This window comes from Sphaerospermopsis reniformis (genome assembly GCF_005402885.1).
Taxonomy (GTDB): domain Bacteria; phylum Cyanobacteriota; class Cyanobacteriia; order Cyanobacteriales; family Nostocaceae; genus Sphaerospermopsis; species Sphaerospermopsis kisseleviana.
Window position 1 is genome coordinate 1 of record NZ_BJCE01000058.1, and the last position, 25,546, is coordinate 25,546.

The window sequence follows — 25,546 nt, forward strand, 5'->3', positions numbered from 1 at the left end:
GTGTGTTTTGTTTGTTGATGCGACGGTCCGCTATCAGATATTGTGAATGTGGTTGAAGAGCACACGTGGACGATTACGATCTTACCTTACTTAACTAGATTTTAATGCGGCTCCAATGCGGACTTATCTTAGTGGTGCGGGTTATTGAGGTTGAACGAGGCATGAGGCAGGTGATAGGGGGTATAAGGTAGGAGGCAGGAGGCAGGAGGCAGGAGGCAGGAGGCAGGAGGCAGGAGGCAGGAGGCAGGAGAAATGAAAATTGTAACTTTTGCATTTTCCTATTCCCTATTCCCTATTCCCTATTCCCTGTTCCCTGTTCCCTGTTCCCTAATCACTGTAATTTCATATCCTGGATAAAGCTGGTATAAACTTGACCTTGTAAAAATTGCGGGTTTTCCATGATTTTTTGATGAAAGGGGATAGTTGTAGGTAGTCCGGTGATGGCACACTCTCTTAATGCCCGTTTCATACGGTTGACTGCTGTAGCGCGGTCGGGTCCCCAAACTATTAACTTACCGATGAGAGAGTCGTAATAAGGGGGAATTTGGTAATCTGTGTATACATGGGAATCAATTCTTACCCCTGGTCCTCCTGGTGGGAGATAACCGCTAATTTTACCGGGTGCTGGACGAAAATCATGATCTGGATCTTCGGCGTTGATACGGCATTCTATGGCATGACCCCTTAAAATTACCTGGTCTTGGGTTAATTTGAGTCTTTCACCTTGGGCAATGCGAATTTGTTCTACTAGCAGGTCTACACCCGTTACCATTTCTGTGACTGGATGCTCAACTTGGATACGGGTGTTCATTTCCATAAAGTAGAAATGACCAGATTTATCGAGGAGAAATTCTATAGTTCCTGCACCAGTGTAGTTGATAAACTGGGCGGCTCTGACGGCTGCTTGTCCCATTTTTTCCCGCAGTTCTTGGTCAAGGGCGGGACTGGGGGCTTCTTCTAACAACTTTTGGTTACGGCGTTGAATTGAACAGTCTCTTTCACCTAAATGAATTACATTACCGTAGTTATCCGCTAATATTTGAAATTCTATATGGCGCGGACGCTCGATAAATTTTTCTATATAAACGCCAGCATTACCAAAAGCTGCTCCTGCTTCTCCTTGGGCTGCATGGAAAAGTTTGACAAATTCATCTTGGGAACGGACAAGCCGCATTCCCCGACCTCCACCGCCAGCGGTGGCTTTAATCATGACAGGGTAGCCGATTTCTTTGGCGATCGCTAATCCTTCGGCTTCTGTCTCTACTAACCCATCACTTCCGGGTACTGTGGGAACTCCGGCTTTTTGCATGGTTTCTTTAGCAGTAGACTTATCCCCCATTAAGCGAATTGCTTCGGGAGTGGGTCCAATAAAGGCAATTTGATGATCTGCACAAATTTCCGCAAATCTGGCATTTTCCGCCAAAAACCCATAACCAGGATGAATCGCAGTAGCACCGCGTGTTAACGCAGCCGCAATAATATTGGGAATATTCAGATAACTTTTACCGCTTGCTGGTTCGCCAATACAAACCGCTTCATCAGCTAGTTGTACGTGCAAAGCATTTCGGTCAACAGTAGAGTGAATAGCAACTGTAGAAATTCCCATTTCTTCACAAGCGCGGAGAATGCGAAGAGCTATTTCTCCCCGATTAGCAATTAAAATTTTGTCAAACTTCATTTTCTAGCTGTGATATTAGTACCAGTAGATTGACATTTTCTCCCATCTCATTCAAATAAAGCTGTCGCATTACTGTAAATTCTCATAAATTTATCAGGTGACTGGTGATTGGTGACTGGTGATAGGTGATTGGTGATAGGTGATTGGTGACTGGGAATATGAATCACCTAATCCCGCATTTCTCACAAACAATGCGATCACAATCTATATAATCCTTATAGGGAAACGGTTTCTGGCATTTTTCACCGGGTTGATTTTTGACGCAGTGTAAAAACCCAGAATCCATATTTTATAAGGGTTTGAGGATTTTGCTGAGAAATCCGGGCTAATTACCCATTACCAATTACCCATTCCCTGATTAAAACATTTGGAAAAAATTTTGGAAAATATCTTTCATTATTAATTTTTTATGCTATAGTGGTTTTCTAGGCAACCGTGCGGATGTGGCGGAATTGGTATACGCGCACGCTTGAGGTGCGTGTGGCTTTGCCTTGCGAGTTCGAGTCTCGCCATCCGCATTAATATTTTTCAAAGTTGAATAAATTGATGACAAGAGTTGAAGCGTAATTTGAGATTTATTTGAGTCTCCCACAGAGGAGGAACAACGAAGCGATCGCAAAAACTACAGGATTATGTGATTACTTGCACTCGTAATGATAATTTCAGGGGTCTATAACGCCTGAAACCCTTGCAGATACCACTTGTGTGTACACCGTAGGACTTTAGGCAGGGTAGTGTCAATGTCCCTGATTATCGCCTACCGAAACCTTGACCCCTGCTGCCTGGTGACCAAATAATTAATTCACCGTTCTTACCTCCAGCTGCTAATTTAGATTCATGAGGATGCCAAGAAAGGCAGGAAAATCCGTTGTTAGCACCATAAAGAACTTGTAGCAATCGTTTACTTTGATTCCACAAACAAACGCTACCATCTTCAGAAGCAGAAGCTAATAAATGGGTATTGGGTTGAAATTGAATTGATAGGATATTACCTTCATGTTTGGGTAATACTCTACTATCCCAGTTATCAGCATTTTTTTCCCAGATTACTATCCCTTCTACACTGGAAGCAGCTAATAAAGGTGCGCCTGATTTTGTCGGTGTATCTGACCATGCTAAATTGCGAACTTTACCAGGAAAACCACGCATTACCCAAGGATTTGGGTCATTCCACTCCAAAACCGTGATCGAGCGATCCATATTCCCAGAAGCAATATATTTACCATCTGTTGACCACAGTATCACCAAACTGGTTGAATCTACTGGTATAACAGAAGGGTCATCATCCCAATTTGCGGACATCCAAAATTTCACACTCTGATAACCCGCAATGGCTAAACTTTCACCATTGGGATGCCAAGTAATATCTTGGACAGAGGAGGTATCAAAATTCAGGGTGGTTTCTATGTTACCTGTGTCTGCGTTCCATACCTGGACATAGCGACCACAGCTAAAAGCTAGTTGATTTTTGGTGGGACTCCAGTCCATGCGGTCTACCCAGGTACGGTTATTTTCTAGAACTGTGATTAGTTCTGCTTCCTCTGACTGTAAACGCCAAATTTTTACTTGTCCATTTTGTCCACCTGCGGCTAAAAATTGTCCATCTGTGGAAAAAACCAGGCTATTTATAGATTCTCCGTCAGAGGTTTGTAAATATTTGACTAAATATTTGACTAAATATTTGACTAAATATTTAACTAATTGCTGTTCTGGACTATGGTATAAAACTACTTCTCCTGCTGCTGAACTCGCTGCCAGAATTGTACCTTGGGATGACCAGGCGATCGCTGTTACATAATCTGACAACATCCCCTCCCAAATCTGCTCAAACTCACCCTGTATCTTTGTTTTTAAGGACATAATTAATACTTAGTTATATTTGTACTATTTTTTGTAATGTTTAATAATTTACTTGTGATTTATTTTTACAGCCTAGCAGCAATAAGAATCATTCTCATAATAGCGCAAATAGTCTCATAACACAAGATTTTCTTATATTGAGTTTTAAAGCGTTAAAAAGATTACTATTTTTATGAATGTTATTTAGGAATCAACATGGAAAGGGTTATTTCGGCACTTGGTATTTTAGTATTTATTGGTATATCCTATGCAATTTCTGTTAACCGTCATGCTGTGCGTTGGCGAACAATTGCTTGGGGTTTGGGTTTAGAATTTATTTTAGCATTGGTAATTCTTAAAACTTCTTGGGGTTTAAAAGTCTTTAAATCTTTGGGGGATATTATCGGTAATTTCTTAGCTTTTTCTGATGTCGGTGCTAAATTTGTCTTTGGTGAAAATTTCAAAGATCATTTTTTTGCTTTTCAAGTTTTACCAACGATCATCTTTTTCTCTTCATTCATTGGTGTTTTATATCACTATGGTATTTTACAGAGGGTAGTCAGTACCTTGGCCTGGGTAATGATGAAAACCATGAAAACATCGGGTTCTGAATCTTTATCCTGCGCTGGTAATATCTTTTTAGGTCCGACAGAAGCGGCGTTAATGGTTAAGCCTTATGTAGCAAACATGACTCAATCAGAACTATTTGCGGTGATGACTGGTGGTTTTGCGACTATCGCCGGTGGCGTATTAGGTGCTTATCTTTCTTTCGGTATTCCCGCAGAACATTTAGTAGCTGCTTTTTTTATGACTGCTCCTACTTCTTTAATGGTATCAAAGTTAATCTATCCAGAAACAGAAGTATCGGAAACTGCTGGTAAAGTCAATGTGGAAACAAAGAGTAATTCTGTCAATGTCATTGACGCAGCAACCACTGGGGCGCTTGATGGTGTTAAGTTAGCGGTGAATGTGGGTGTAATGATTATTGCCTTTTTGGGTTTACTGGCTGCTGTAAATGCCTTGTTAGGATGGTTGGGAACGCTTGTAGGTTTACCGCAATTATCCTTAGAATGGATGTTATCTTTTATTATGTTTCCCGTTGCTTGGTTGATGGGTATACCTTGGGCTGATTGTGGTAAAATCGGGGCTTTATTGGGAAAAAAGACGATTTTAAATGAATTTTTGGCATATTTAGATTTAAGTGAACTGATTAAGCAAGAGCAAATTTCCCAACGTTCTATAATTATTGCTACTTATGCTTTATGTAATTTTGCTAATATTGGCACAATTGGGATTACTATTGGTAGTATGACTGGTATGGCTCCTAAGCGTCAACATGATTTAGCGCGGATGGGTGTTAAATCTATGATTGGGGGATTACTTTCAGGTTTTATTACTGCTGGTATTGCAGGGATGTTGATTTAATTGTCAGCATTTAGCAGTTAGCAAACAGGTGGAAAACTGGAAGCGGAATGAATTTACATCTTTTATCTTTTGGAAGTAAATCCTCCCTAACCGTGTGTAACTCAACTCAGATAAAATGCACTAGATTAATTTTGAAATCCTTTTTTATTCCCATAATAAACAGTTTTAAATTCCACTTTATGAGAACCAGGATGATAAATAGTATAAGTTGCTTGACCAGGAATACGTCCCACATTTCCCACACCAATCACTTGACGGGGTGAAACTGTTACCGTTTGCGGAGAAATTTTACTGTCAAGAGTGGTAATTTCACTCATAACAGAACCCCCTTGTAACTGATATTGAAAAGTTAAACCAGAACGACCACAAAACAAATTATTTGCTTGCATTCTTGAGAGTCTATCTAACATTTGAACCGGGGGAGTTTCTGGAGTCAGTTCATCACTCACACCAAGAGATGAACCATGAATTAATAAACAATCTAATTCAAAAAAACCAAAATCCAAACTTCTCAACCATTGTACAGTTGAACGAGAAACACAGTCCCATAACATCTTGACTGCATCACCCCCATATTTTGCTAATAACTCAGGACTATCCCCAGAGGGTCCTAAACCATGTAAATTTAAACATTGTTCTTCCCACCAACCTTTACAAATCATTGGTTCTAACTCACCACGACGGGGAGATTTTACCCTTTCTACCAGTTGTTCAGATTCTTTAGTTGGTCCAACTAAATCACCCAAAATATATAAAGCATCTACATAACGTTGACGCTTAATATCAGCCATCACAGCTTCATAAGCTGCTAAATTACCTTCAATTCCACTCAAAATAACCCACATAGTTTGATTTTAGATTTTAGATTTTAGATTAGGAGTCAGGAGTCAGGAGTCAGGAGTCAGGAGTCAGGAGTCAGGAGTCAGGAGTCAGGAGTTAGGAGTTAGGATAAAGAATTAATTTATCACTCCCAATCACCAATCACCAATCACCTTGTACAAACATGAGTAGGATCATCTGCTCTTTCAGCAAATTCTAAACCATTTGCTAAACGCCAAGCAAATATTTTTGGTAATCCTTTTTCAATAATTGCTGCACAGGTTTTTTGATAATCATAAGCAACTTCTCTTAATGTCACTGCTTGAGTTTCTTGATCATAAATGACATAAGTTGGATTCGGTCTACCATGTCGCGGTTCTCCTACTGAACCAACATTAATAATTCTCTTTATAGGAGATGTAAAACTAATTTTTTGTGATTTTTTATGACTATCTATATCAACCCGTACCTGTAAATTACCCGCATCTAAAGTTCTCACATAAGGGACATGAGTATGTCCACAAAACAGCACATCTGCACCTGTAGAAATAACCCTTTCTAAAGCGACAAAAGCATCAAGTTCTGGTAATAAATATTCATGATTACTATGAGGACTACCATGAACAAAAGCTAAATTTCCCCATTGCATACTGTAAGGTAAATTGGCTAAAAATTCGCGGTTTTCTGGGGTAATTTCTTTATTCGTCCATTCATGAGCTTGGATTCCTCTTTTTTCTGCTAATAATGAAGGATAACTACAATCACAAGCATTCAAACCTTCGACTATATCTTCATCCCAACAACCAATACAGGTCGGAATATCTAAAGAGCGAATTTTGTTAACAACTTCATTGGGATAGGGTCCATATCCCACTAAATCACCTACACAAAATATTTTTTCTGCTTTTTGTTGGTCGATATCTAATAATACAGCATTTAAGGCTTCATTATTACCATGAATACATGACATGACTGCTATTTTCATACTGCTTGACCTTCTAATAAAATTTGTTTGACTTGTTGTTGATATTGGGAAATTAAATAATCAGATAAACAGCAATCTGATAATGTTGATTTTAATGCTGGTTCATCTAAATTTGTACCTGATATTTCTAAGCCACTAAAACGCTGTGGTCTACCTTCTAAATATCTGGGTAAATCTAATTCTAAAAACTCTGTTTGGGGAACACCAGCGACAAAATCACAATATATATAACGTCCATCATTGACATCAAAAATACCTTTAGCGCGGACAACTTCACCATAAGCACCATGAGTTATTTCATACCAAAAATCTTCTAAACTATTTTCATCAATAACTTGACCGGTTGTACACACGCGCCAAATATTTTCTATGTGGATTATTTCCACAGGTGCGCCATAGAAAATTTCTTCAGTCCATGTATGATATTCTGAGTTTTGATCATTGGGTGGTAAAATAGCGACTGCACGATAATTGAGATTATCTAATATTTGGGATATTGTTGATAATTCTAGATAAGAACCTAATTCTATATAAATATGATTCGCTTCTGGGATGTGATGAATAAATTCAATTTCTTGATTATCCCCAAAAACTTTAATTCCTGGAAATTCAGATGCTATACAACTATGATCAATTAATACGTTTCCTGTTCCTGGACTGAAATAAATTAATTTCTCAAATTTTTCAGAAGGTTTGATTTCTCTGATTTGTTGACGAATCCAGGTAGTTTTTCCAGTTCCAGATAATCCAGCTACAACGGTAATGCTTGGTATATTCATGAGCAATTAGAATTAGAATTATAATTAGAATGATAATTAAAATTATGTTTGAGGAAACAGAATTTCTACAGCATTAAAGAAACAACTTCTTGCACCAGTATGACAGGCAATATCGCCAATTTGCTCAATTTTGATGAGAATTGTATCACCATCACAGTCATAAAAAAGCTCTTTTACCTTTTGAATATGTCCAGATGTTGCCCCTTTATGCCATAATTCAGAACGGGAACGACTCCAATAATGAGCTTCACCTGTGGCTAAGGTTTTTTGAATTGATTCGGCGTTCATCCAAGCCATCATTAATATAGTACCATCACGGTAATCTTGAGCGATCGCAGGAATTAAACCTTGGGAGTTAAATTTTAAGTTTCTAATCATTTCAGATGGGAGAATCATATCTAATAAATCATGAATAAATTAATTACTTAATTACAGCAGGAGTCAGGAGTCAGGAGTCAGGAATGAATATAAAAGAACTTGTTTTATATTCTCTATTTTCTTCACTGTCACCTGTCACCTGTCACCTGTCACTTGTCACCTAACTTTAGTGAAAATTAGCATTGTGTCGAATTAAATTCATAAACTCTTCACGGGTGCGTGCATCTTCTGAAAATACACCACGCATTGCACTGGTGACAGTCCAAGAACCGGGTTTTTGCACACCACGCATTACCATACACATATGAGTTGCTTCTATCACTACTGCAACTCCTTTGGGTTTGAGTAAACCTTGCAGTGCGTCAGCTATTTGTAAAGTCAGACGTTCTTGAACTTGCAAACGTCTTGCATACATTTCACAAATACGGGCAATTTTTGATAAACCAATGACTTTACCATTAGGAATGTAAGCAACATGAGCGCGGCCAATGACTGGTAAAATGTGATGTTCGCAAGAACTGAAAATGTCAATATCTCGCACTAATACCATTTCATCCGCACTTTCTGTAAACACTGCTCCGTTTAACAGTTCATCTAAGGATTCATGATATCCTTTGGTAAGAAATTGTAAGGCTTTGACGACTCTTTTAGGAGTATCTTTCAACCCTTCCCGGTCAGGATTTTCTCCTAGTCCAATCAGCAATGTTCTGACAGCTTGCATCATTTCTGCTTCTGTAACTTTGGGTTGTTGCTGAGTGGATAAAGATGACACAACTTGATCAGCAGAATTGAGAACGGGACTAATTGATAAAGTCATTGTTTGCTTTGGATTTGATAAATTATTTGTTGGTTAATAGAGTGATAAGATCCCCGACTTCTTTTATTGTCGTGTTAATAAATTGTGAATTGATCGCAGAAGTGGGGGATCTGGGTATCATCCTTAGAAATCACTATTAACTGTTTTGGGCAATTTTTTAACACTTATTTATCATAGCAGACAATTGTTAAGTTTTGTATAAATTTCAGTTTTATCCAATTTTCTGCCAATGAAAACTACCTGATTTTTAGGCGCTGTTTTCCAGTCATCAGCATTTAAACTGTAACGAGGTCCACTGAGTTGAAAAATATGGCGCAACTCACTATCACTAAACCATAAAATGCCCTTAGCTCTAAATACATCCTGTGGCATTTTTTCAACTAGGAAGTTCTCAAATTTATTGACATCAAATGGTTTATCTGCTTGAAAGGAGATTGACACAAAACCATCATTTTCTAAATGGTGGGAGTGATGATGATGTTCATGGTGTTCATGGTCATGGTGGTGATGTTCATGATGATGGTCATGATCATGGTGGTGATGTTCGTGAGTATCTTCTACATCATCGGTAATATACTCATCTTTTGGTGTTAAGCCTACACCTAAAATTAATGGTAGAGGAACTTTACCAAATTGAGTATGTAAAATTCTCGCACCTTGCTTGACATCATGGATAAAATCTTCTATTTCTCGCAGTTTATGCAAGTCCACCAAGTCTGTTTTATTCAGCAGAACAATATCACCATAGGTAATTTGTTGTAATGCTGCTTCACTTTCAAAATGTCGTTGATCAAATGTCTCTGCATCTACGACGGTAATAATTGAATCTAGATTAGTTAAATCTCTGAGTTCTGTTCCTAAAAAAGTTAAAATTATGGGTAAAGGATCTGCTACTCCAGTAGTTTCAATTACCAAATAATCAATGCGTTCTTCTCGTTCTAAAACTCTATACACTGCATCAACTAAACCATCATTAATGGTGCAGCATATACAACCATTGCTGAGTTCTACCATATCTTGGTCTACAGAAACTAGCAATTGGCTATCAATATTAATATCACCAAATTCATTGACGAGAACTGCCACTTTTAAATCTTGTTTATTCTGGAGAATTTGATTTAAAAGAGTAGTTTTCCCACTACCTAAAAATCCTGTAATGATAGTGACAGGCATTCCTGTTTTGGGAATAGCTGGAATTGTATTTACAGTTGATTCTGTTACAGTATTCATATTTAAACCTTGTGAATTGAAAATGTTGATGTTTGAAATTAATCAAAAAAATTAACCGCCTGTCAAATTTAAGCTGTTTTGTAAATACTTGACAAGTTCAGCTAAATTCAAAACCCCTAAATCTCCCGATTTTCTACTTCTGACACTCAAAGTTTTGTTTTCTACTTCCTTCTTACCAACTACAGCAACAACAGGAATTTTTTCTAGTTCTGCTGTGCGAATCTGTTTACCTAAACGCTCCCCACTTCTATCTAATTCTACTCTAAATCCGCTTTTTTGTAAATCATTTGCTACGGATGTTGCATATTCTCGACAATCATCACTTACAGGTAAAAGCCGCAGTTGTACAGGTGCTAACCATAGGGGAAAATCACCTGCGTAATTCTCGATTAAAATGCCAAAAAAGCGTTCTAAAGAACCAAAAATAGCCCGATGAATCATGATAGGTTGTTGACGACTACCATCGGATGCTATATATTCCATCTCGAATCTTTGGGGTAAATTAAAATCTACCTGAATTGTGGAACATTGCCATAAACGACCGATCGCATCCTTAATTTTAATGTCTATCTTTGGTCCATAAAAAGCTCCGCCTCCTTCGTCTATACTATAATTCCAACCTTTAGCATTTAAAGCTTGTTCTAGTGCTGTGGTTGCTAATTCCCAAACGTCATCATTACCTACTGATTTATCTGGACGGGTGGAAAGATTAACTTCATATTGTTTAAAGCCAAAGTCTGATAAAATCTTCTCAGTGAGATTTAAAACTCCTAAAATTTCCTCGGCAATTTGTTCGGGTAAACAAAAAATATGAGCATCATCTTGAGTAAAGCCTCTCACTCGCATTAAACCATGTAATGCTCCAGAGCGTTCATAGCGGTATACTGTTCCTAATTCTGCCCATCTTAATGGTAATTCTCGATAGGAATGGAGTTGATGTTTGTAAGTTAGAACATGAAAAGGGCAATTCATGGGCTTAATTTGATAAGCCTGATTTTCCACATCCATCGAGTCAAACATATTCTCTTGATAGAAGTCAAAATGACCCGATGTTTTCCATAAATCGAGATTCGCTACATGAGGAGTATATAATAGTTGATAACCAGATTCTAGATGAGATTTGCGCCAATAATCTTCAATGATGTAGCGAATAATTGCACCTTTGGGATGCCAAAATACTAAGCCCCCTCCAGCTTCTTCTTGAATACTAAATAGATTAAGTTCTTGACCTAATTTTCGATGATCTCGACGCAGTGCTTCTTCTCTTTGTTGTAGGTAAGTTTCTAGTTCAACTTTTGTTGTCCAAGCTGTACCATAAATTCTTTGTAGTTGCTGTTTGGTTTCATCCCCTTGCCAATAAGCACCAGCAACATTTAATAATTTAAAGGCATTAGCATCAATTTCTCCGGTAAAGTTAATATGGGGTCCTGCACACAAGTCCCACCAACAATTATTAGTAGGTTTAATATCTGTGACAAACAATGAAGGTTCTGAGTTGGCAATTTCAGGAGTACCAATAAAGTAACGTGTGATAATTTCTGATGCGGGAATACGTTCTAAGATTTCTAATTTGTAGGGTTCATTTAATTCGGTAATTTCGGCGCGAATTTCTGCTCTTTCTACTTCTTCGCGGATAATAGGTAAATTAGCTTTTATTATCCGTCTCATCTCCACTTCAATTTTTGCCAAGTCATCGCTAGTGATGCTGACTGGACAGTCAAAATCGTAGTAAAATCCTGTTTCTGTGACAGGTCCAATTGCTACCTTAGTTCCTGGAAATAGCTTTTGTACCGCCATTGCCATGATATGGGCGCTTGTATGGCGAATGCGTGTAAGTTTGTCGCTATCTTGCTCGTTTAAGCTGTCTTGGGACTGGGTTAATGAACTGACCATAGCAAAAAAATGAGAATCGTTATCAGTTTAGCGCAAAAAGGTCTGAATGTTACTAAGTTTGAAGTTTATTTTTTTGGAACAATACAGCAAGGAGGCAGGAGGCAGGAGGCAGGAGGCAGGAGGCAGAATTTTGGATGATATTGAATTTATTCCAATCTAAAATCCAAAATCTAAAATCCAAAATTGTATTAGCTGGCTTTAATTTCTGTAATACTAGGTGAAAAAGCTACACTAGGTTTAACTATTGCCGGAACGATTTTTTCACAGGCCATTCTTGCACCGGATAGGTTTCTAGCTGTGGGTCCTACTTGTAATGCTGCTAAACCACCCATGATAAATAATTCACAACCAGGCCAACGCAGATAAGTATCTAACACAGGTAAACCGTTGACTATTTGGATGGGATAGGTGGCTAAAATGTCCTGTAGTAAGGGTTCGGTGGTGACATCAAATTTAGTACCTGTGGCTAACCAGATATAATCAAAGTTGTAAATATTACCGTTATCACATTCTACTTGCCAGTTATTACTTAACCATTCTGCTTTGACTATTTGACAGTTTTCATCAATGATAATATTACCACGATGCTTCTCTTTACGAAGTTGGGTCGCTATTGCTGGAGTCATTGAACCACCGTTTCTAGCTTGTTGAATGAGTGTCCAGCGTTGTTGCCAATTTTGCTCAAAAAATCCTTTGAGATATTTGGGTCCTAACCAACCTGGTGCAGCGTCAAATAGTTTTTCTGATAATTGTCTTCGCAGCATTAAATGGACTTTTGCACCACGAGAAATAGCCCCTACAGCTAAATGTCCACTTGTCAAACCACCACCGACAATTAAAACTCTTTGACCTGCTAAACTATGATATTTCCGTAAATCTACAGTGTGAGAATGGCTGAGTCTATCTTGAGGATACTCTGTTTCAATTTGATTGACCCAATCAGGGATGTTAATTTTACCGCTACTGGTTGCTAACACTACCCTCCGTGCAGTTATGGTTTTTCCGTCTGACAGCCCTAATTGAAATTGAGGACGCAAATGATCTGAAAGGGGTTTAATGCTGGTTACAGCTAAAGGAATTACCTGATCCTGTAACTGTCGTTCGGCGATGATATCCTGGCAAAAATCCGCAAATAGTTGAGTGCCGGGTAAGTCGTAGGGGGGAAAGAGTTCCAGAGAACGAGATTCAGCAAATTTCCTTAAAGCAAAGGGGTTAGGGTGGGGATGATGCACTGCTGGCGATCGCAAATGGGGAATTTCCAAAGCTGCAAATTGCTGTTTCCAGCGACTCAACCATGAACCACTAGGATCAAATACAGCGAATTTACCTTTTATAGATTGGCGTTTTTGCAAGAGATGGGCAACTAAAGTCAGTGCATGAGGTCCAGCACCGATAATTGCTAAGTCTATTTTTTCAGTAACTTTAGTCATAATTCATATTTGGTAAATGGTAATTGAGAAAAATAAAATTGATTACCCAGTCCCCAGTCCCCAATTACATCAACATCAAAGCTACTTCTTTGGCAAAGTAAGTTAAAATTAAATCTGCACCAGCCCGTTTCATGCTGGTTAAGGTTTCTAAAATTACTTTTTTCTCATCTATCCAACCATTAGCGGCTGCGGCTTTGATCATTGCGTACTCGCCGCTAACGTTGTATGCTGCTACTGGTAAGTTAGTATTGATTTTGACTTGATGGATAATATCTAGATAAGCTAGGGCAGGTTTTACCATGACGATATCTGCACCTTCAGCAATATCTAACTCCACTTCTTTTAAAGCTTCTTTAGCGTTAGCAGCATCCATTTGATAGGTTTTTTTATCGCCAAATTTCGGCGCGGAATCTAAAGCATCTCGGAATGGTCCATAATAGGCTGATGCGTATTTTGCCGAGTATGCCAAAATACCGACATTGATATAACCTTCTGCATCTAAAACTTGACGAATTGCCCCAACTCTACCATCCATCATGTCAGAAGGAGCGACAAAATCAGCGCCGGCTTGAGCTTGGGAAAGTGCCATTTTTGCCAACACTTCTACGGTGGGGTCATTCAAAATAACACCGTTTTCATCTACTAAACCATCATGACCGTGTGTGGTGAAGGGATCAAGGGCGACATCGGTAATAACGATGATGTCGGGAACGGCTTTTTTGATAGCTTTGACGGTTGTTTGTACTAAACCTTCTGGGTTGTAGCTTTCTGTCCCTGTGTCGTCTTTTTTGTCTTCTGGGATAACTGGAAAAAGAGCGATCGCACCAATTCCCAATTGTGACACTTCGGCAATTTCTTTTAACAGCAGATCCAAAGAATAACGATAACATCCCGGCATGGAAGGAATTTCTACTTTTTGTCCTTCCCCAGTCATCACAAACATGGGATAGATCAAGTCATCTACTGTGAGTGTGGTTTCTCTGACCATGTTCCGTAGGGTTTCAGTCCGTCGCAAACGACGAGGACGCTGAACCAAATTTAATGACTGATCAGTATTTGAATTTGCAGACAGCATACAACCTTAAAATTACTGCTTTTCTAAAATGATAATCATTATTATATAGCTTGCGGGGTGGTATGTGGGATATGGCAAAGCCGGAAAGAATAGTTTAGTTATCAGTTGTAAATTGACTATTAATATCTCTTGAGTGATGCAGTATCCGAACTATCTCAATCCCATCATCAATTTTTGTGTAAAATACGATGTACGGTTTAACAGGAAAGCTTCTGAGTTCTGGCAACAAATCATCTCTGCTTCTACCCATGCCAGGAAATTTAGCTAACTTTGGGAAGCAATTGAGAATTTTAGCGATTTCTGTATCTACTGCGATTTGATTATTTTGGGCAATATAAACCCATATATCTTCTAAATCTTGTTCAGCTAGTTTGGAAAGTCTGTAGCTATTCATGTAACTCTTTATTTACCTAGCTGATCCTGTCCTCTTGCTTTAATCTTTTCCAGCAAATGGGGTAAAGACTCATCGTTATATTCGCTGTATTCTCCATTTTTTAACTGTTCCGCACCTAAAGCTACATCCCGTTTCAATGCTTCAAACTTTAGCTTTTGCAATTCTGACTCTGCAAGCTGTAAACGTTCTTGAGTTTGTTGAAAACTAGCCACATCTTGAATGACAATTTCTGCTTTACCGTTAACAGTGAGAACGAGAGGAGATTTTGTAGCTTTGATGTGTTCGATAAACTGTTTGACGTTGCGTTTGAAGTCTGTGAGTGGGTGAATATTTTCTAGGTTAATCATAAAATATCGTATTTAATTCAGTCTTTTTTCCATATTGTATATGCTGAAATCAGGATTTACGCAACTGACATAATTCTCTGATTGTGCTTTTATAGAGATAGGTGAAGTTTTGTAAATAAAATTGACTACTATAGTTACGCCCACAACCACTACACTGCCAACCGCTTGGCATCGTTTAAAACCTATTTGGCAAGGTGAAGGAGAGGAAATTCAAAAAGGTTTACCTCACACTCAGTTAGCACCTGCTTGGCAATTACTACTTTTAGGTGATGGTTCTCCAACCAGACATTTACAATTACTCACTTGTGAACCCACAGAAGTAGACGTAATAGATATGTCTTTAATTGGCAATAGTTCAGATAACGCCCCTAGCTTAATTGAAGCCGTACCAGGTCCAAGACTGCGGCGACAGGTATGGCTGCGGACTGCTTCCGGTAAAAGATTGGGTTATGCCACTTCTTGGTGGGAAGCGAGTCATGTAGATGAATTTTTGCAAAATCGGTCTTTACCAATTTGGGCAAGTTTAGCCCGTATCCGTACAGAATTGTATAGAGATATTCGCGGAATTTATTGTGGTTACTCAGAAGCTTTAGAGTTAGGATTTGAGCAAGCTGGACCATTTTGGGGTCGCCATTATTTGTTTTGGCATCATGGACAGCCTCTCACCCTAATTTATGAAGTTTTTTCACCCCACTTAACTAAATATTTAGGTCAGACACAGTTGAGTAGTAGTAATGATTAAATTAGGATAAAACAACTAACTGAGAACCAATCATTTGTAGTCAGGATATAACTATCCCACCGTATTGGAATGACATCTCACTCAAGATGCAAATTAATTTCAACAAGATTCCATTGGGAATTTGACAAAACAGGTTAAATAAAATATCTATCAACAATAACTTACTGTTTTTCTTCTCGTTAACAATAAGATTCCCTAATTCTTCAAGAATTAGGTAATCTGAGCGAGATTAAATGAGCTTGGTTTGATTCAAAACATCAAATCAGTAATTTGTTCGCAATTATTTATAGGTATAACTTGTAATGGCACTACCTATTGTGTCTAGTGTGATCAAGAAAAAAAAGAAACCATCTTTAATCGTAACCCTGTCAACTGCTGGGTTATTGATTGGTGCTGGAAGTGCTGCATATTGGTTTTTCACCCAAGGACAACCATTATCTAGAAATTTGCCAGTGGGTGCAAATATTATTCCTCAAGATGCTTTGTTTGCAGTTTCCTTCACAACAGATACTCAACAATGGAAAAAGTTAAGGGAGTTTGGGACACCAGAAACTCAAAAAGCACTGGATAAAAATTTAATCAAGTTGCAACAACGCTTGTTAACTAACAATGGTTATAACTTCGAGAAAGATATTCAACCCTGGGTAGGGGATGAAGTTACGATCGCTGTTTTAGCTCCTTCATTAGAGAATAAAACATCTAAACAAGTAGCCACTGATGCTGAGATTTATGAACAGTCAATGGTGATGATTTTACCAATCAAAAATCCCGAAACTGCCAAAAGTATTTTGGCACAACCTAAATCATTGAAACAAGGTAAATGGATTGAGCGCACTTATCAAGGCATCACGATTAAACAAACCCAAGAACAAGCTGGACAAAAGCTTTCGGCTGCATTAATAGATCAGCATTTTATCGTGATTACAGATAATGCTAAAACCACAGAAAGAACAATTGATGCCTATAAAAATCAAGCTTCTTTGGCAACATTAGAAGGCTTTGCCACAAACTTCTCAAAAACAAGCAGTTATAAACCTTTTGCTCAATTTTATATCAATGTACCAATAGCTGCCAAAATAGCAGCAGCGGCTCCTAATCGACGTTTACCCGCTCAGGTACTGACGCAACTTCAAAATAACCAAGGTGTGGCGGGAAATATTACCTTAGAACCACAAGGAATTAGGTTAAAGGGGGTTTCTTGGTTAAACCCCAATAGTAAGCGCGTGCTGGCGGTAGAAAATAAAGCCGGCAGTATGCAAAATCGCCTTCCCAGTGAAACTTTAATGATGTTGTCTGGCAGTAACTTACAGCGTTTGTGGACAGACTATGTTTCTACTTCTAAAGGAAATCCTTTGTCACCTATCAAGCCGGAAAAACTGCGACAGAGTGTAAAATCTTTGACAAATTTGGATTTAGAAAAAGATTTACTCAGTTGGATGAAAGGGGAATTTTCAGTTGCTGTAATTCCTAATACGCCAAAAGATGCAGCACCTGATAGTTTTCGGGCTGGTTTAGTGTTTATGATTAAGGTTAGTGATGCTCAGGGAAATTTACGCCAATCTGCGGAAACTGCTTTACAAAATCTCGATGAAGTAGTGAAAAATCAATATCAGTTTAAAGTCGAGCCTGGTACTGTGGCGGGTAAACCTGTTGTGAACTGGATTTCACCTTTTGGGACTTTAACTGCTACTCATGGTTGGTTAGATGAAGATGTGCTTTTCTTCGTTTTGGGCGCTCCTGTCAGTGATACAATTGTTCCTAAACCCAACAACACACTAGCCAGCACTCGCCCTTTTCAACAAACAGTTCCCTCTGAACTGAATCCACCCAAAGGACAATTTTTCTTAGATATGGAACGGGCGGTTAAAAGTTTTACTTTCAATACTGCATCTCCCAGTCAACAAGCATTACTAGCAGCAATACACACTGTTGGGGTGACAACTGCTGTCAAAGATAATCGTAGTCAACAATATGACATTTTTCTGGAACTGAAAAAGGGTGATAGGTGACTGGGGACTGGGGACTGGGGACTGGGTAATCAATTTTATGTTTCCCAATCAACTGTCAACTATCAACTGTCAACTATCAACTATCAACTATCACCAAAACTAGATAGGATCAAATCAGGATAGTTGGAATGCTTTCAGTACAAAGTATCAGAGTTTGAGTTAAATTAATTCTCTAACTGGAACTGATAACTAACGTAAGTTGCTAGTTATGCAAGAAAGGCTCTCAAATGGAAGTGAAAAGGAGAAATAGACAGGAAAAAACCAGGGAATACTATCATAATTGATTCTTTATCCTGACTCCTGTACGGGCAAAGTAGGGGCGAAGTAGGGGCGAAGCATTCGGAAAATAGCCTTTTCATAAAATTGATCATTGGTCGGCCGAATGCTTCGCCCTTACAGGAAAATAGGCTGTGACAAAAATTGATCGATCATTGGTCGGCCGAATGCTTCGCCCCTACGACTCCTATTCTTAACTAGCAACTTGGGTTAAATAACTGATAACTGATAACTGATCACTGATTTACTGGAGAGAAGTGTTTATGAATCTGGTTGTACTCCAGAACTGGCTGGATAATGCCTCCTTTGCTGTTTTGTTCTGCACTATGCTGGTGTATTGGGTGGGGGCGGCTTTTCCGAGTTTATCGGTGACTGCGGCTTTGGGGACAGCTGGAATGGCGATCGCTAATTTGTGTATTGCTACTCTTTTAGGGGCAAGATGGATTGAAGCTGGTTATTTCCCTCTCAGCAATCTTTATGAGTCTCTATTTTTCCTCACTTGGGGAATTACTGCTGTCCATCTCATTGCTGAAAATACGAGTCGTAGCAAGTTAGTGGGGGTTGTAACTGCTCCTGTAGCGATGGGAATTACAGCTTTTGCTACTTTAACCTTACCTTCAGAAATGCAGGTTTCTGAACCTTTAGTACCGGCTTTAAAGTCGAATTGGTTGATGATGCACGTCAGTGTGATGATGTTGAGTTATTCGGCTTTGATGGTGGGTTCTTTGTTGGCGATCGCTTTCTTAATTGTCACTCGCGGCCAAAACATTCAATTACAAGGAAGTTCTTTTGGTAATGGTGGTTATCGCACCAATGGTTACAAACTTATCAAGGCTGAAGAATTAGTCACAGAAACCCTAACTCCTGCATCGGAAAATAATGGTTTTTCCCGGTTGGAAAGTAATAACAATGGGAATGGTACTGCTGTTTTAGATGCGGTAAAAATTACCTCTGTTGCTACTGCGGAAATTCTTTCTCCTCAACGTCTTACCCTAGCAGAAACCCTAGATAATATTAGTTATCGCGTTATTGGTTTGGGTTTTCCCCTACTCACAATTGGTATTATAGCCGGTGGTGTTTGGGCTAATGAAGCTTGGGGTTCTTATTGGAGTTGGGACCCAAAGGAAACTTGGGCTTTAATTACTTGGTTAGTTTTTGCTGCTTATCTTCATGCGAGAATTACTCGCGGTTGGCAAGGTAGAAAACCGGCAATTTTAGCTGCTGGTGGTTTTGTTGTAGTTTGGATTTGTTATTTAGGTGTGAATCTTTTGGGTAAAGGTTTACATTCCTACGGTTGGTTTTTCTAGTTTTAGCTGTCAGCAGTCAGCTTTCAGCTTTTGAGGTTTTGATCATTAATTCCTCCTTTCTGTTGAGAGGGGGAATCTTTTTTGATCTCACGCAGAGGCGCAGAGGCGCAAAGATACAAAGAAAAATTAAGGAGAAGTTATAACGTATAATATTCTTGAATATACTTGGTTTGATGAATTTCAAGGTAATATCTGTGAGTCATCAATTTGCAATGGATTGTATAGAAATTTACCCAATATTGCTGATCTACTATAGTTTCAACGATACCAGTAAAACTTCTCTTTGTTCTAACTAGCTTTAGTTCCTGAATGAGTATTGAGCAACCACAACAACCTCTTTTTTTGTCCTTACACAAAAAAGTATCTCATCACTATATGTAATTGTCATCACTAACTAATTATCAGTATTTAAGCTCATAAAACTAATAAAACTAATAAAGTTAATAAATTTAATAAAGTTAGTGCAAATTAAGATACAATCCACAATACGAGCTTGAAAGAAAACTGGACTATGGATGGGAAAGAGTTAATCAAACTATTTAAAGATTGGGTAAAGCGGGAAAAAGAACAAGATTTAGATTTAGATCCTTGTGAAGAAGCAATTCTGGAATATTCTCTGCACGGTGAACCATACAAAAAGATGAAAATTCCCAATTATGCTCCCAGTACCATCATGATTATTAAAGGTCCCCAATTATTCAAGAAACTGGGTGATACCATAGGAACAGATATAAATAAAAAAAATTGTCGGTTAGTGCTAGACGAACTTTTAAAAAAAAAGAAAGAACTTGTCACAGAAGAGAACACTAAGCACACATCACAGATAAATTCACATATAAATTCACATATAAATTTGCTGGAAGCACCAGATGTAAGTGATTTTTATGGACGACAACAAGAACTGTCTGATTTACAAAAATGGATAGTTACCGAAAACTGTCGTGTGGTAGGTGTTTTGGGGATAAATGGGATTGGTAAATCTGCGCTAGTGAGGGAGTTAGTTGAAAAGGTTAAAAATGATTTTGATTATGTGATTTGGAAGAGTCTTGAATATTCCCCTTCCTTAGCAGAAATTTTAACTGATATAGAGTGCTATTTGGCAACAAATAATCCAGAAGCAAATATAAATAGAAGAATTACAAATCTGATTAATTTATTAAATCAGCATCATTGTTTATTAATATTTGATCAATGGGAAGGAGTGATGGGAAATAGTGAATTACCGGAAAATTATGATTTATTACTAAGAAAAATTGGAGATTTAGCACATAATAGCTGCTTGGTTTTTACCAGTATACAAAGACCAAGAGTAATGAATTTATTTGTCAATAGACAACAAATTAAGGAACTTTCATTATGCGGTTTACAAATTCAAGATGCTAAAAACCTATTGACAGATTTGGGAATTGTCAATTCAGGAATAGAACAACTAATTGACACATACAAAGGACATCCATTAGCTTTAATTTTGGCTTCTGAACCAATTAAAAATATTCACGATGGACAAATTTATGAATTTTTGGAAGGAACAATTTATATACCTGATGTGATCATGGGATTACTTGATAAACTTTTTTTTAATTTAACAAACTTAGAAATTCAAATTATGCAACAATTAGCGATAGCGACAGAACCACTATTAATTGCTCAAATATCTCAAATTTTCCCCTTTAAAGGAGAAATTAGTCAAGCGATAGATAATTTATGGCAAGTGCGTTTGCTTGAAAAGGCTGATATATTAGCAGGAGGTAAAATTCTTTGGGTTCTGAATCCTTTAATTAAAAAATATATTAAAAGACGTTATAACTGATTGTAAAGGTTGATTACATGAAAAAAATCCGCAAAAACTTCCGTCAATACACCATCAGGGCTAAAATAACATTTTTAATCTTGATATTAAGTTTTACTGTTTGGGGATATTGGATTATTCATCCTCAAGATAATTTATTTATTGGGTTATATAATTATTATTTTTATAATACTTGGTGTAACAACTTTAAATTATCTGACAATTTATCTTGTGGTGAGGAAAGTTTATTTACACAAGAGAAATTTTCATATTTTCATGCAGGTAACTGGCAAAAAGCTGTTAATTATTTTACTCAAAAGAGAAATACAGATCCAAATAACCCGGAAATTTTGATCTACCTTAATAATGCCAAATTGATGCAACAGGAAAAAATCACTAGTGAAAAAAGTTACACTATTGCTGTGGCAGTTCCTATTAATGGAAACTCTGAAGGTATAGCAAAAGCTCTGTTAAGAGGTGCTGCACAAGTTCAGGAAGAATTTAACAAAAATCCTAAATATCCAGGTCTAAAAATTATCATTGTTAATGATAAAAATAACCCAAACACTGTGAATAAATTAGCTGAAGATATACTCTCTAAAAAAGACATAGTTGCAGTTATTGGACATTATGCCTCTGAACTCACTAAAGCCGCTTTACCAGTTTATCACAAGCATCAAATAGTTTTTATTTCTCCTGCTTCTACTGCTCTGCGATCAGATATTTTAGCTGGTAATACATATCCAGATAATTTTTTCTTTCGCACTGTTAATAGCGTTAAAGTTCAGACTACTCTACTGATTAAAAAATGGCAATTAGCTAAATTAGCTAAGGAAGAAAAAGTAGCTATTTTCTACACACCAAGTAGCACTTATAGCAAATCTGCTTTGGAAGAATTTCGGAAGCAATTGGATGCAAATAAGATAATTGCAATAGATATATCTCAACCTAACTTTATTCCTAATAAGATATTAAATGAAGTTAAAAAACAACGAGCTAAAGCACTTATTCTTATTCCCGATGGTCATGTTAATTCTCTCTCTTTCAAAAATACTTTAAGTATCATTGATGTTAATGAAAATCAATTACCGATGGGAGGACTGTGGGTTTTATATGATCCTCAAATACTCAATCGCAGAAATCTTGTCAAAAATCTTTTAATATTCATTCCTTGGCATCCTTTAACTGCTCCTAATCAGGAGGTTATTACCAAAGCCCAAAACCTTTGGGGAACAGGTAAGATAGATGCTCAAACTGCCATGTCTCATGATGCTACTTTGGTGTTGACAAAAGCTCTGGAAAAACTAAATATCAACGATTCTTTGCAAAAACAAAGATTAGATATACAGCAGCATTTAAGAAGTCTACAGGTTATAGGAGGTGCTTCGGGTACTATTTCTTTTGATCAGGATGGAGATAGGAAAGAAAATATTTCTCAAATAGTCCGTGTTGTACCTACTCAATGTTCTACCTATGGGGCTATGTTTGTACCGATTAACTATAATGTATCAGATTTAAAGTGTCTAGATCAGGAAGCATCCCAATTTTGAAAAAATGACAGCAGCAACACTAAAAAATCTCTTAAACTCTCTTACCTTTGTGTCCTTTGCGCCCTTTGCGGTTCAATCATATCAGTCCCTTGGAACATTTAAGTTCGTTAGATCAAAATAAATTTACACAAATTTACACATTTGGGATGCTCCCATATATAATGCTAAAATCTTAAAATCAACCCATATTTTATTAACCGAAAGGAGAGATAATTATGATCGAACCAGGAGATATTATTAGCAATCGTTATCATGTACTTCAAGAATTAGGAGATGGGAATTTTGGTAAGACCTTTGAGGTAGAAGATAGCTTAATGGGTGATCATAAAGTCATTAAGGTTTTAAGGTTCGGAAATTCTAGCAATCCGAAAGTGGTGGAACTTTTTGAACAAGAATATGATGTATTGAAAAAATTAAATCATCCAGGAATTCCCAAGGTGAAAGTGGATGGTTATCTCAAATTTCGTTGTATTCACACCCAGGAAATTTTACATGGGTTAGTAATGGAGAAAATCGCTGGACAGGATTTAGGTGAATGGCTAAAACAAAATCAAAAAATTCCTAACACCAAACTAGCTATTGAATGGCTAAAACAACTAATTGATATTTTAGATCATGTTCATAGTCAAAACTATTTACATCGGGATATTAAGCCAGATAACATTATGTTAAAACCTGATGGTCAATTAGTATTAATTGATTTTGGGATTGTTAAAGAAGCTACTCAAAAAACTCAAAAGCAAACTATTCCTGGTACACAAATTGGCACACCTGGTTATTGTTCACCAGAACAAGAAAATGGCATAGGGGTAACTTATCAATCTGATTTTTTTTCTTTGGGTCGTACTTTTGTTCATTTACTAACTGGAATTTATCCTGGAAATGGAAACTTGCAACTAGATCCAAGAAAATCAAAGTTATTATGGCGAGATGAAGCTCCAGAAATTTCTGAAGAATTTAAAGATTTAATTGATGATTTAATAGAGCATCAACCACGAGACAGACCAAGAAATACTCAGGAAATTTTACAGGAAATCAAAGAAATTGCAGCAGATAATAAGCCAACTTTATTTCCTGTACCAATTGTTTTTTTAAGTTTTGCTCTCAATCTAGTTTTCTTGACTTTACTAGCTATGGTAAATATATTAACGCTAGGCTGGAAAGTGTTTTTCTTAGTTGTCGTCTGTGTAATTGGTGGGTTTCTCTTTTTACCTTTGATTAAATATTTATTATAATTTGTGATCATTAAACTTATGAATTTCAATCTATCCTTGTCAACTAAAATGATGCACTAGCAGCAACAGAAAAATGAGCTTATGGACTCCTCTCCACGCCCAAATACATCGTACTATCCGCGCTCGTCATTTATTTGAGCGTCACCAAAATCTATTAGTCGCAGTTTCCGGTGGTCAAGATTCTTTGTGCTTAATTAAATTATTATTAGATTTACAACCTAAATGGGGATGGAATCTAGCTATAGCCCATTGTGATCATCGTTGGCGTTCTGAGTCTCCAGCTAATGCGGATCATGTCCAAAATTTAGCACAAACTTGGAATATACCTTTTTATTTAGAAACAGCTATAAATCCTGTTAATAGTGAAGCTACAGCTAGAAATTGGCGTTATCAGGTTTTAACGAATATTGCCCAAACATATAATTATCAATATATCATTACTGGACATACAGCCAGCGATCGCGCGGAAACTTTACTCTACAACCTTATGCGCGGTACTGGTGCTGACGGTTTACAAGCTTTAACTTGGCAACGTCCAATGACTGACAATATTACCCTAGTACGTCCACTTTTAGAAGTTACTCGCACCCAAACTGAGCAATTTTGTCAGGATTTTAATTTACCAATTTGGGAAGATTCCACAAATCAAAATTTACAATATGCTCGTAATCGCATACGTAACGAACTTTTACCATATCTCAAGCAAAATTTCAACCCCCAAGTAGAATCTCACCTAGCACAAACAGCAGAACTACTGCAAGCAGAGGTAGAATATCTAGAACAAACAGCCCGTCAATTGCGGTTAGAAGCCTCAGTAAAGGGTGAGAAAGAAGATTTACAACTTAATCGTCATCTTTTAAAAAAACAACCCCTAGCTTTGCAACGTCGGGTGATGCGTCAGGTATTACAGGAAATATTACCTGATGCTCCCAACTTTGAACACATTGAAAAAATCACAGCTTTAATTACAGCACCCAACCGTTCTCAAACTGATCCTTTTCCCGGTGGAGCGATCGCTCAAGTACAAGGTGAGTGGATATGTATAATCAAGAAGCAAGGATGAGTGAGATTTTCATCCTCATCCTTTCTAAGAAGCTAACAAATCCAATTGAGGAATCAAACTTTTAATAGTCTGACGCATCTGGGTAATAGTCTGAAGTTGAGAATCACCACTTTCTTGAACATGATTTACAGATTCAGAAACAGCTTGTAGCTTATCCCGTAAACCATCCAAACAATCCTGAATAGGTTGTAAAGCTTCTTGATAAAGATTGACCTTACCCCAACATTCAGCAGTTGTAGTTTGCAAGTTCAGTAATTGTGCTTCCAGTGATTTAATTTCTTGACGCTGAGACTCTAACTCATGGGTTTGATGTTCTATTTCCCCTTGCTTGCTTTCAATATCAGCACTCAGTTGCTGAATCTGCTATATAAAACCTAGACAAAACTAGACTTTACTTTCTACTTCAACGGGAGCATGGGAGCAGTTATCCCTCAGTAGACTTTCACGCCTTAGCCAGACGCGATTGTGTTCCAATTAAGTTTCTGA

Annotated in this window: 22 protein-coding genes and 1 tRNA gene; 9 read left to right on the forward strand and 14 right to left on the reverse strand. The window is 37.6% G+C overall.

What is annotated here, in order from left to right:
- Positions 1-331: 331 nt before the first annotated feature.
- A complete protein-coding gene (gene accC / locus FFR48_RS10580; RefSeq protein WP_096568214.1) occupies positions 332-1,678 on the reverse strand; it encodes an acetyl-CoA carboxylase biotin carboxylase subunit in 1,347 nt (448 codons plus the stop codon).
- A gap of 437 nt (positions 1,679-2,115) precedes the next feature.
- On the opposite strand from accC, the gene FFR48_RS10585 reads away from it, so the two are divergent.
- A tRNA-Leu gene (locus FFR48_RS10585) sits at positions 2,116-2,196 on the forward strand.
- A 232-nt stretch (positions 2,197-2,428) separates the two neighbouring features.
- Here FFR48_RS10585 and FFR48_RS10590 read toward each other — a convergent pair.
- Entirely contained in the window at positions 2,429-3,538 is a 1,110-nt protein-coding gene (locus FFR48_RS10590) for a WD40 repeat domain-containing protein (protein ID WP_201277604.1), read from the reverse strand.
- Between the two features lie 195 nt (positions 3,539-3,733).
- On the opposite strand from FFR48_RS10590, the gene FFR48_RS10595 reads away from it, so the two are divergent.
- Positions 3,734-4,942 (forward strand): NupC/NupG family nucleoside CNT transporter, encoded by a 1,209-nt coding sequence (locus FFR48_RS10595; RefSeq protein ID WP_096568210.1) that lies wholly within the window; start codon positions 3,734-3,736, stop codon positions 4,940-4,942.
- Positions 4,943-5,067: 125 nt separating this feature from the next.
- Here FFR48_RS10595 and FFR48_RS10600 read toward each other — a convergent pair whose 3' ends face one another.
- The 11 genes from FFR48_RS10600 to FFR48_RS10650 all read right to left on the reverse strand — a co-directional run bounded on the left by FFR48_RS10600 (position 5,068) and on the right by FFR48_RS10650 (position 15,089).
- Entirely contained in the window at positions 5,068-5,787 is a 720-nt protein-coding gene (locus FFR48_RS10600) for a metallophosphatase (protein WP_096568208.1), read from the reverse strand.
- Positions 5,788-5,930: 143 nt separating this feature from the next.
- A complete protein-coding gene (locus FFR48_RS10605) occupies positions 5,931-6,746 on the reverse strand; it encodes a metallophosphoesterase family protein (RefSeq protein ID WP_137667352.1) in 816 nt (271 codons plus the stop codon).
- A complete protein-coding gene (locus FFR48_RS10610; protein WP_096568205.1) occupies positions 6,743-7,525 on the reverse strand; it encodes a CobW C-terminal domain-containing protein in 783 nt (260 codons plus the stop codon). The genes FFR48_RS10605 and FFR48_RS10610 overlap by 4 nt, the downstream gene beginning before the upstream one ends.
- Before the next feature lie 42 nt (positions 7,526-7,567).
- Positions 7,568-7,921: a phosphoribosyl-AMP cyclohydrolase gene (hisI, locus tag FFR48_RS10615; RefSeq protein ID WP_096568203.1), complete on the reverse strand. Its 354-nt coding sequence runs from the start codon at positions 7,919-7,921 to the stop codon at positions 7,568-7,570.
- Between the two features lie 148 nt (positions 7,922-8,069).
- On the reverse strand, positions 8,070-8,720 hold the full coding sequence (gene folE, locus FFR48_RS10620) for a GTP cyclohydrolase I FolE (protein ID WP_096568201.1): 651 nt from the start codon (positions 8,718-8,720) through the stop codon (positions 8,070-8,072).
- 171 nt (positions 8,721-8,891) lie between these two features.
- Entirely contained in the window at positions 8,892-9,950 is a 1,059-nt protein-coding gene (locus FFR48_RS10625; protein WP_096568199.1) for a CobW family GTP-binding protein, read from the reverse strand.
- A 51-nt stretch (positions 9,951-10,001) separates the two neighbouring features.
- Positions 10,002-11,843 carry a threonine--tRNA ligase gene (thrS, locus tag FFR48_RS10630; RefSeq protein ID WP_137667353.1) on the reverse strand — a complete coding sequence of 614 codons (1,842 nt, stop codon included), beginning with the start codon at positions 11,841-11,843 and terminating at the stop codon, positions 10,002-10,004.
- 188 nt (positions 11,844-12,031) lie between these two features.
- A complete protein-coding gene (locus FFR48_RS10635) occupies positions 12,032-13,273 on the reverse strand; it encodes an FAD/NAD(P)-binding protein (RefSeq protein WP_137667354.1) in 1,242 nt (413 codons plus the stop codon).
- 64 nt (positions 13,274-13,337) lie between these two features.
- Entirely contained in the window at positions 13,338-14,348 is a 1,011-nt protein-coding gene (hemB, locus tag FFR48_RS10640; protein WP_096568193.1) for a porphobilinogen synthase, read from the reverse strand.
- A 94-nt stretch (positions 14,349-14,442) separates the two neighbouring features.
- On the reverse strand, positions 14,443-14,742 hold the full coding sequence (locus FFR48_RS10645; RefSeq protein ID WP_096568192.1) for a type II toxin-antitoxin system RelE/ParE family toxin: 300 nt from the start codon (positions 14,740-14,742) through the stop codon (positions 14,443-14,445).
- An 8-nt stretch (positions 14,743-14,750) separates the two neighbouring features.
- Positions 14,751-15,089: a type II toxin-antitoxin system Phd/YefM family antitoxin gene (locus FFR48_RS10650; protein WP_096568190.1), complete on the reverse strand. Its 339-nt coding sequence runs from the start codon at positions 15,087-15,089 to the stop codon at positions 14,751-14,753.
- Between the two features lie 121 nt (positions 15,090-15,210).
- Here FFR48_RS10650 and FFR48_RS10655 point away from each other — a divergent pair, with 121 nt between their 5' ends.
- The 7 genes from FFR48_RS10655 (at position 15,211) to tilS (ending at position 25,060) form a co-directional block, all read left to right on the forward strand.
- Entirely contained in the window at positions 15,211-15,831 is a 621-nt protein-coding gene (locus FFR48_RS10655; RefSeq protein WP_137667355.1) for a chorismate lyase, read from the forward strand.
- A 302-nt stretch (positions 15,832-16,133) separates the two neighbouring features.
- Positions 16,134-17,840 (forward strand): DUF3352 domain-containing protein, encoded by a 1,707-nt coding sequence (locus FFR48_RS10660; protein WP_137667356.1) that lies wholly within the window; start codon positions 16,134-16,136, stop codon positions 17,838-17,840.
- 539 nt (positions 17,841-18,379) lie between these two features.
- Positions 18,380-19,423, forward strand: coding sequence for a c-type cytochrome biogenesis protein CcsB (gene ccsB, locus FFR48_RS10665; RefSeq protein ID WP_096568184.1), 1,044 nt, complete (start codon positions 18,380-18,382; stop codon positions 19,421-19,423).
- Between the two features lie 511 nt (positions 19,424-19,934).
- Positions 19,935-21,233 carry an NB-ARC domain-containing protein gene (locus FFR48_RS10670; RefSeq protein WP_137667357.1) on the forward strand — a complete coding sequence of 433 codons (1,299 nt, stop codon included), beginning with the start codon at positions 19,935-19,937 and terminating at the stop codon, positions 21,231-21,233.
- 17 nt (positions 21,234-21,250) lie between these two features.
- A complete protein-coding gene (locus tag FFR48_RS10675; protein WP_137667358.1) occupies positions 21,251-22,762 on the forward strand; it encodes an ABC transporter substrate-binding protein in 1,512 nt (503 codons plus the stop codon).
- Between the two features lie 215 nt (positions 22,763-22,977).
- The gene (locus FFR48_RS10680) at positions 22,978-23,997 is read left to right on the forward strand and encodes a serine/threonine protein kinase (protein ID WP_096568174.1); all 1,020 of its coding nucleotides are present in this window, start codon (positions 22,978-22,980) and stop codon (positions 23,995-23,997) included.
- Between the two features lie 73 nt (positions 23,998-24,070).
- Positions 24,071-25,060 (forward strand): tRNA lysidine(34) synthetase TilS, encoded by a 990-nt coding sequence (gene tilS / locus FFR48_RS10685; protein ID WP_137667359.1) that lies wholly within the window; start codon positions 24,071-24,073, stop codon positions 25,058-25,060.
- A 24-nt stretch (positions 25,061-25,084) separates the two neighbouring features.
- Here the strand turns inward: tilS and FFR48_RS10690 are convergent, their stop codons facing one another.
- Positions 25,085-25,420 (reverse strand): HmpF-related protein, encoded by a 336-nt coding sequence (locus FFR48_RS10690; protein WP_503827308.1) that lies wholly within the window; start codon positions 25,418-25,420, stop codon positions 25,085-25,087.
- Positions 25,421-25,546: the final 126 nt, after the last annotated feature.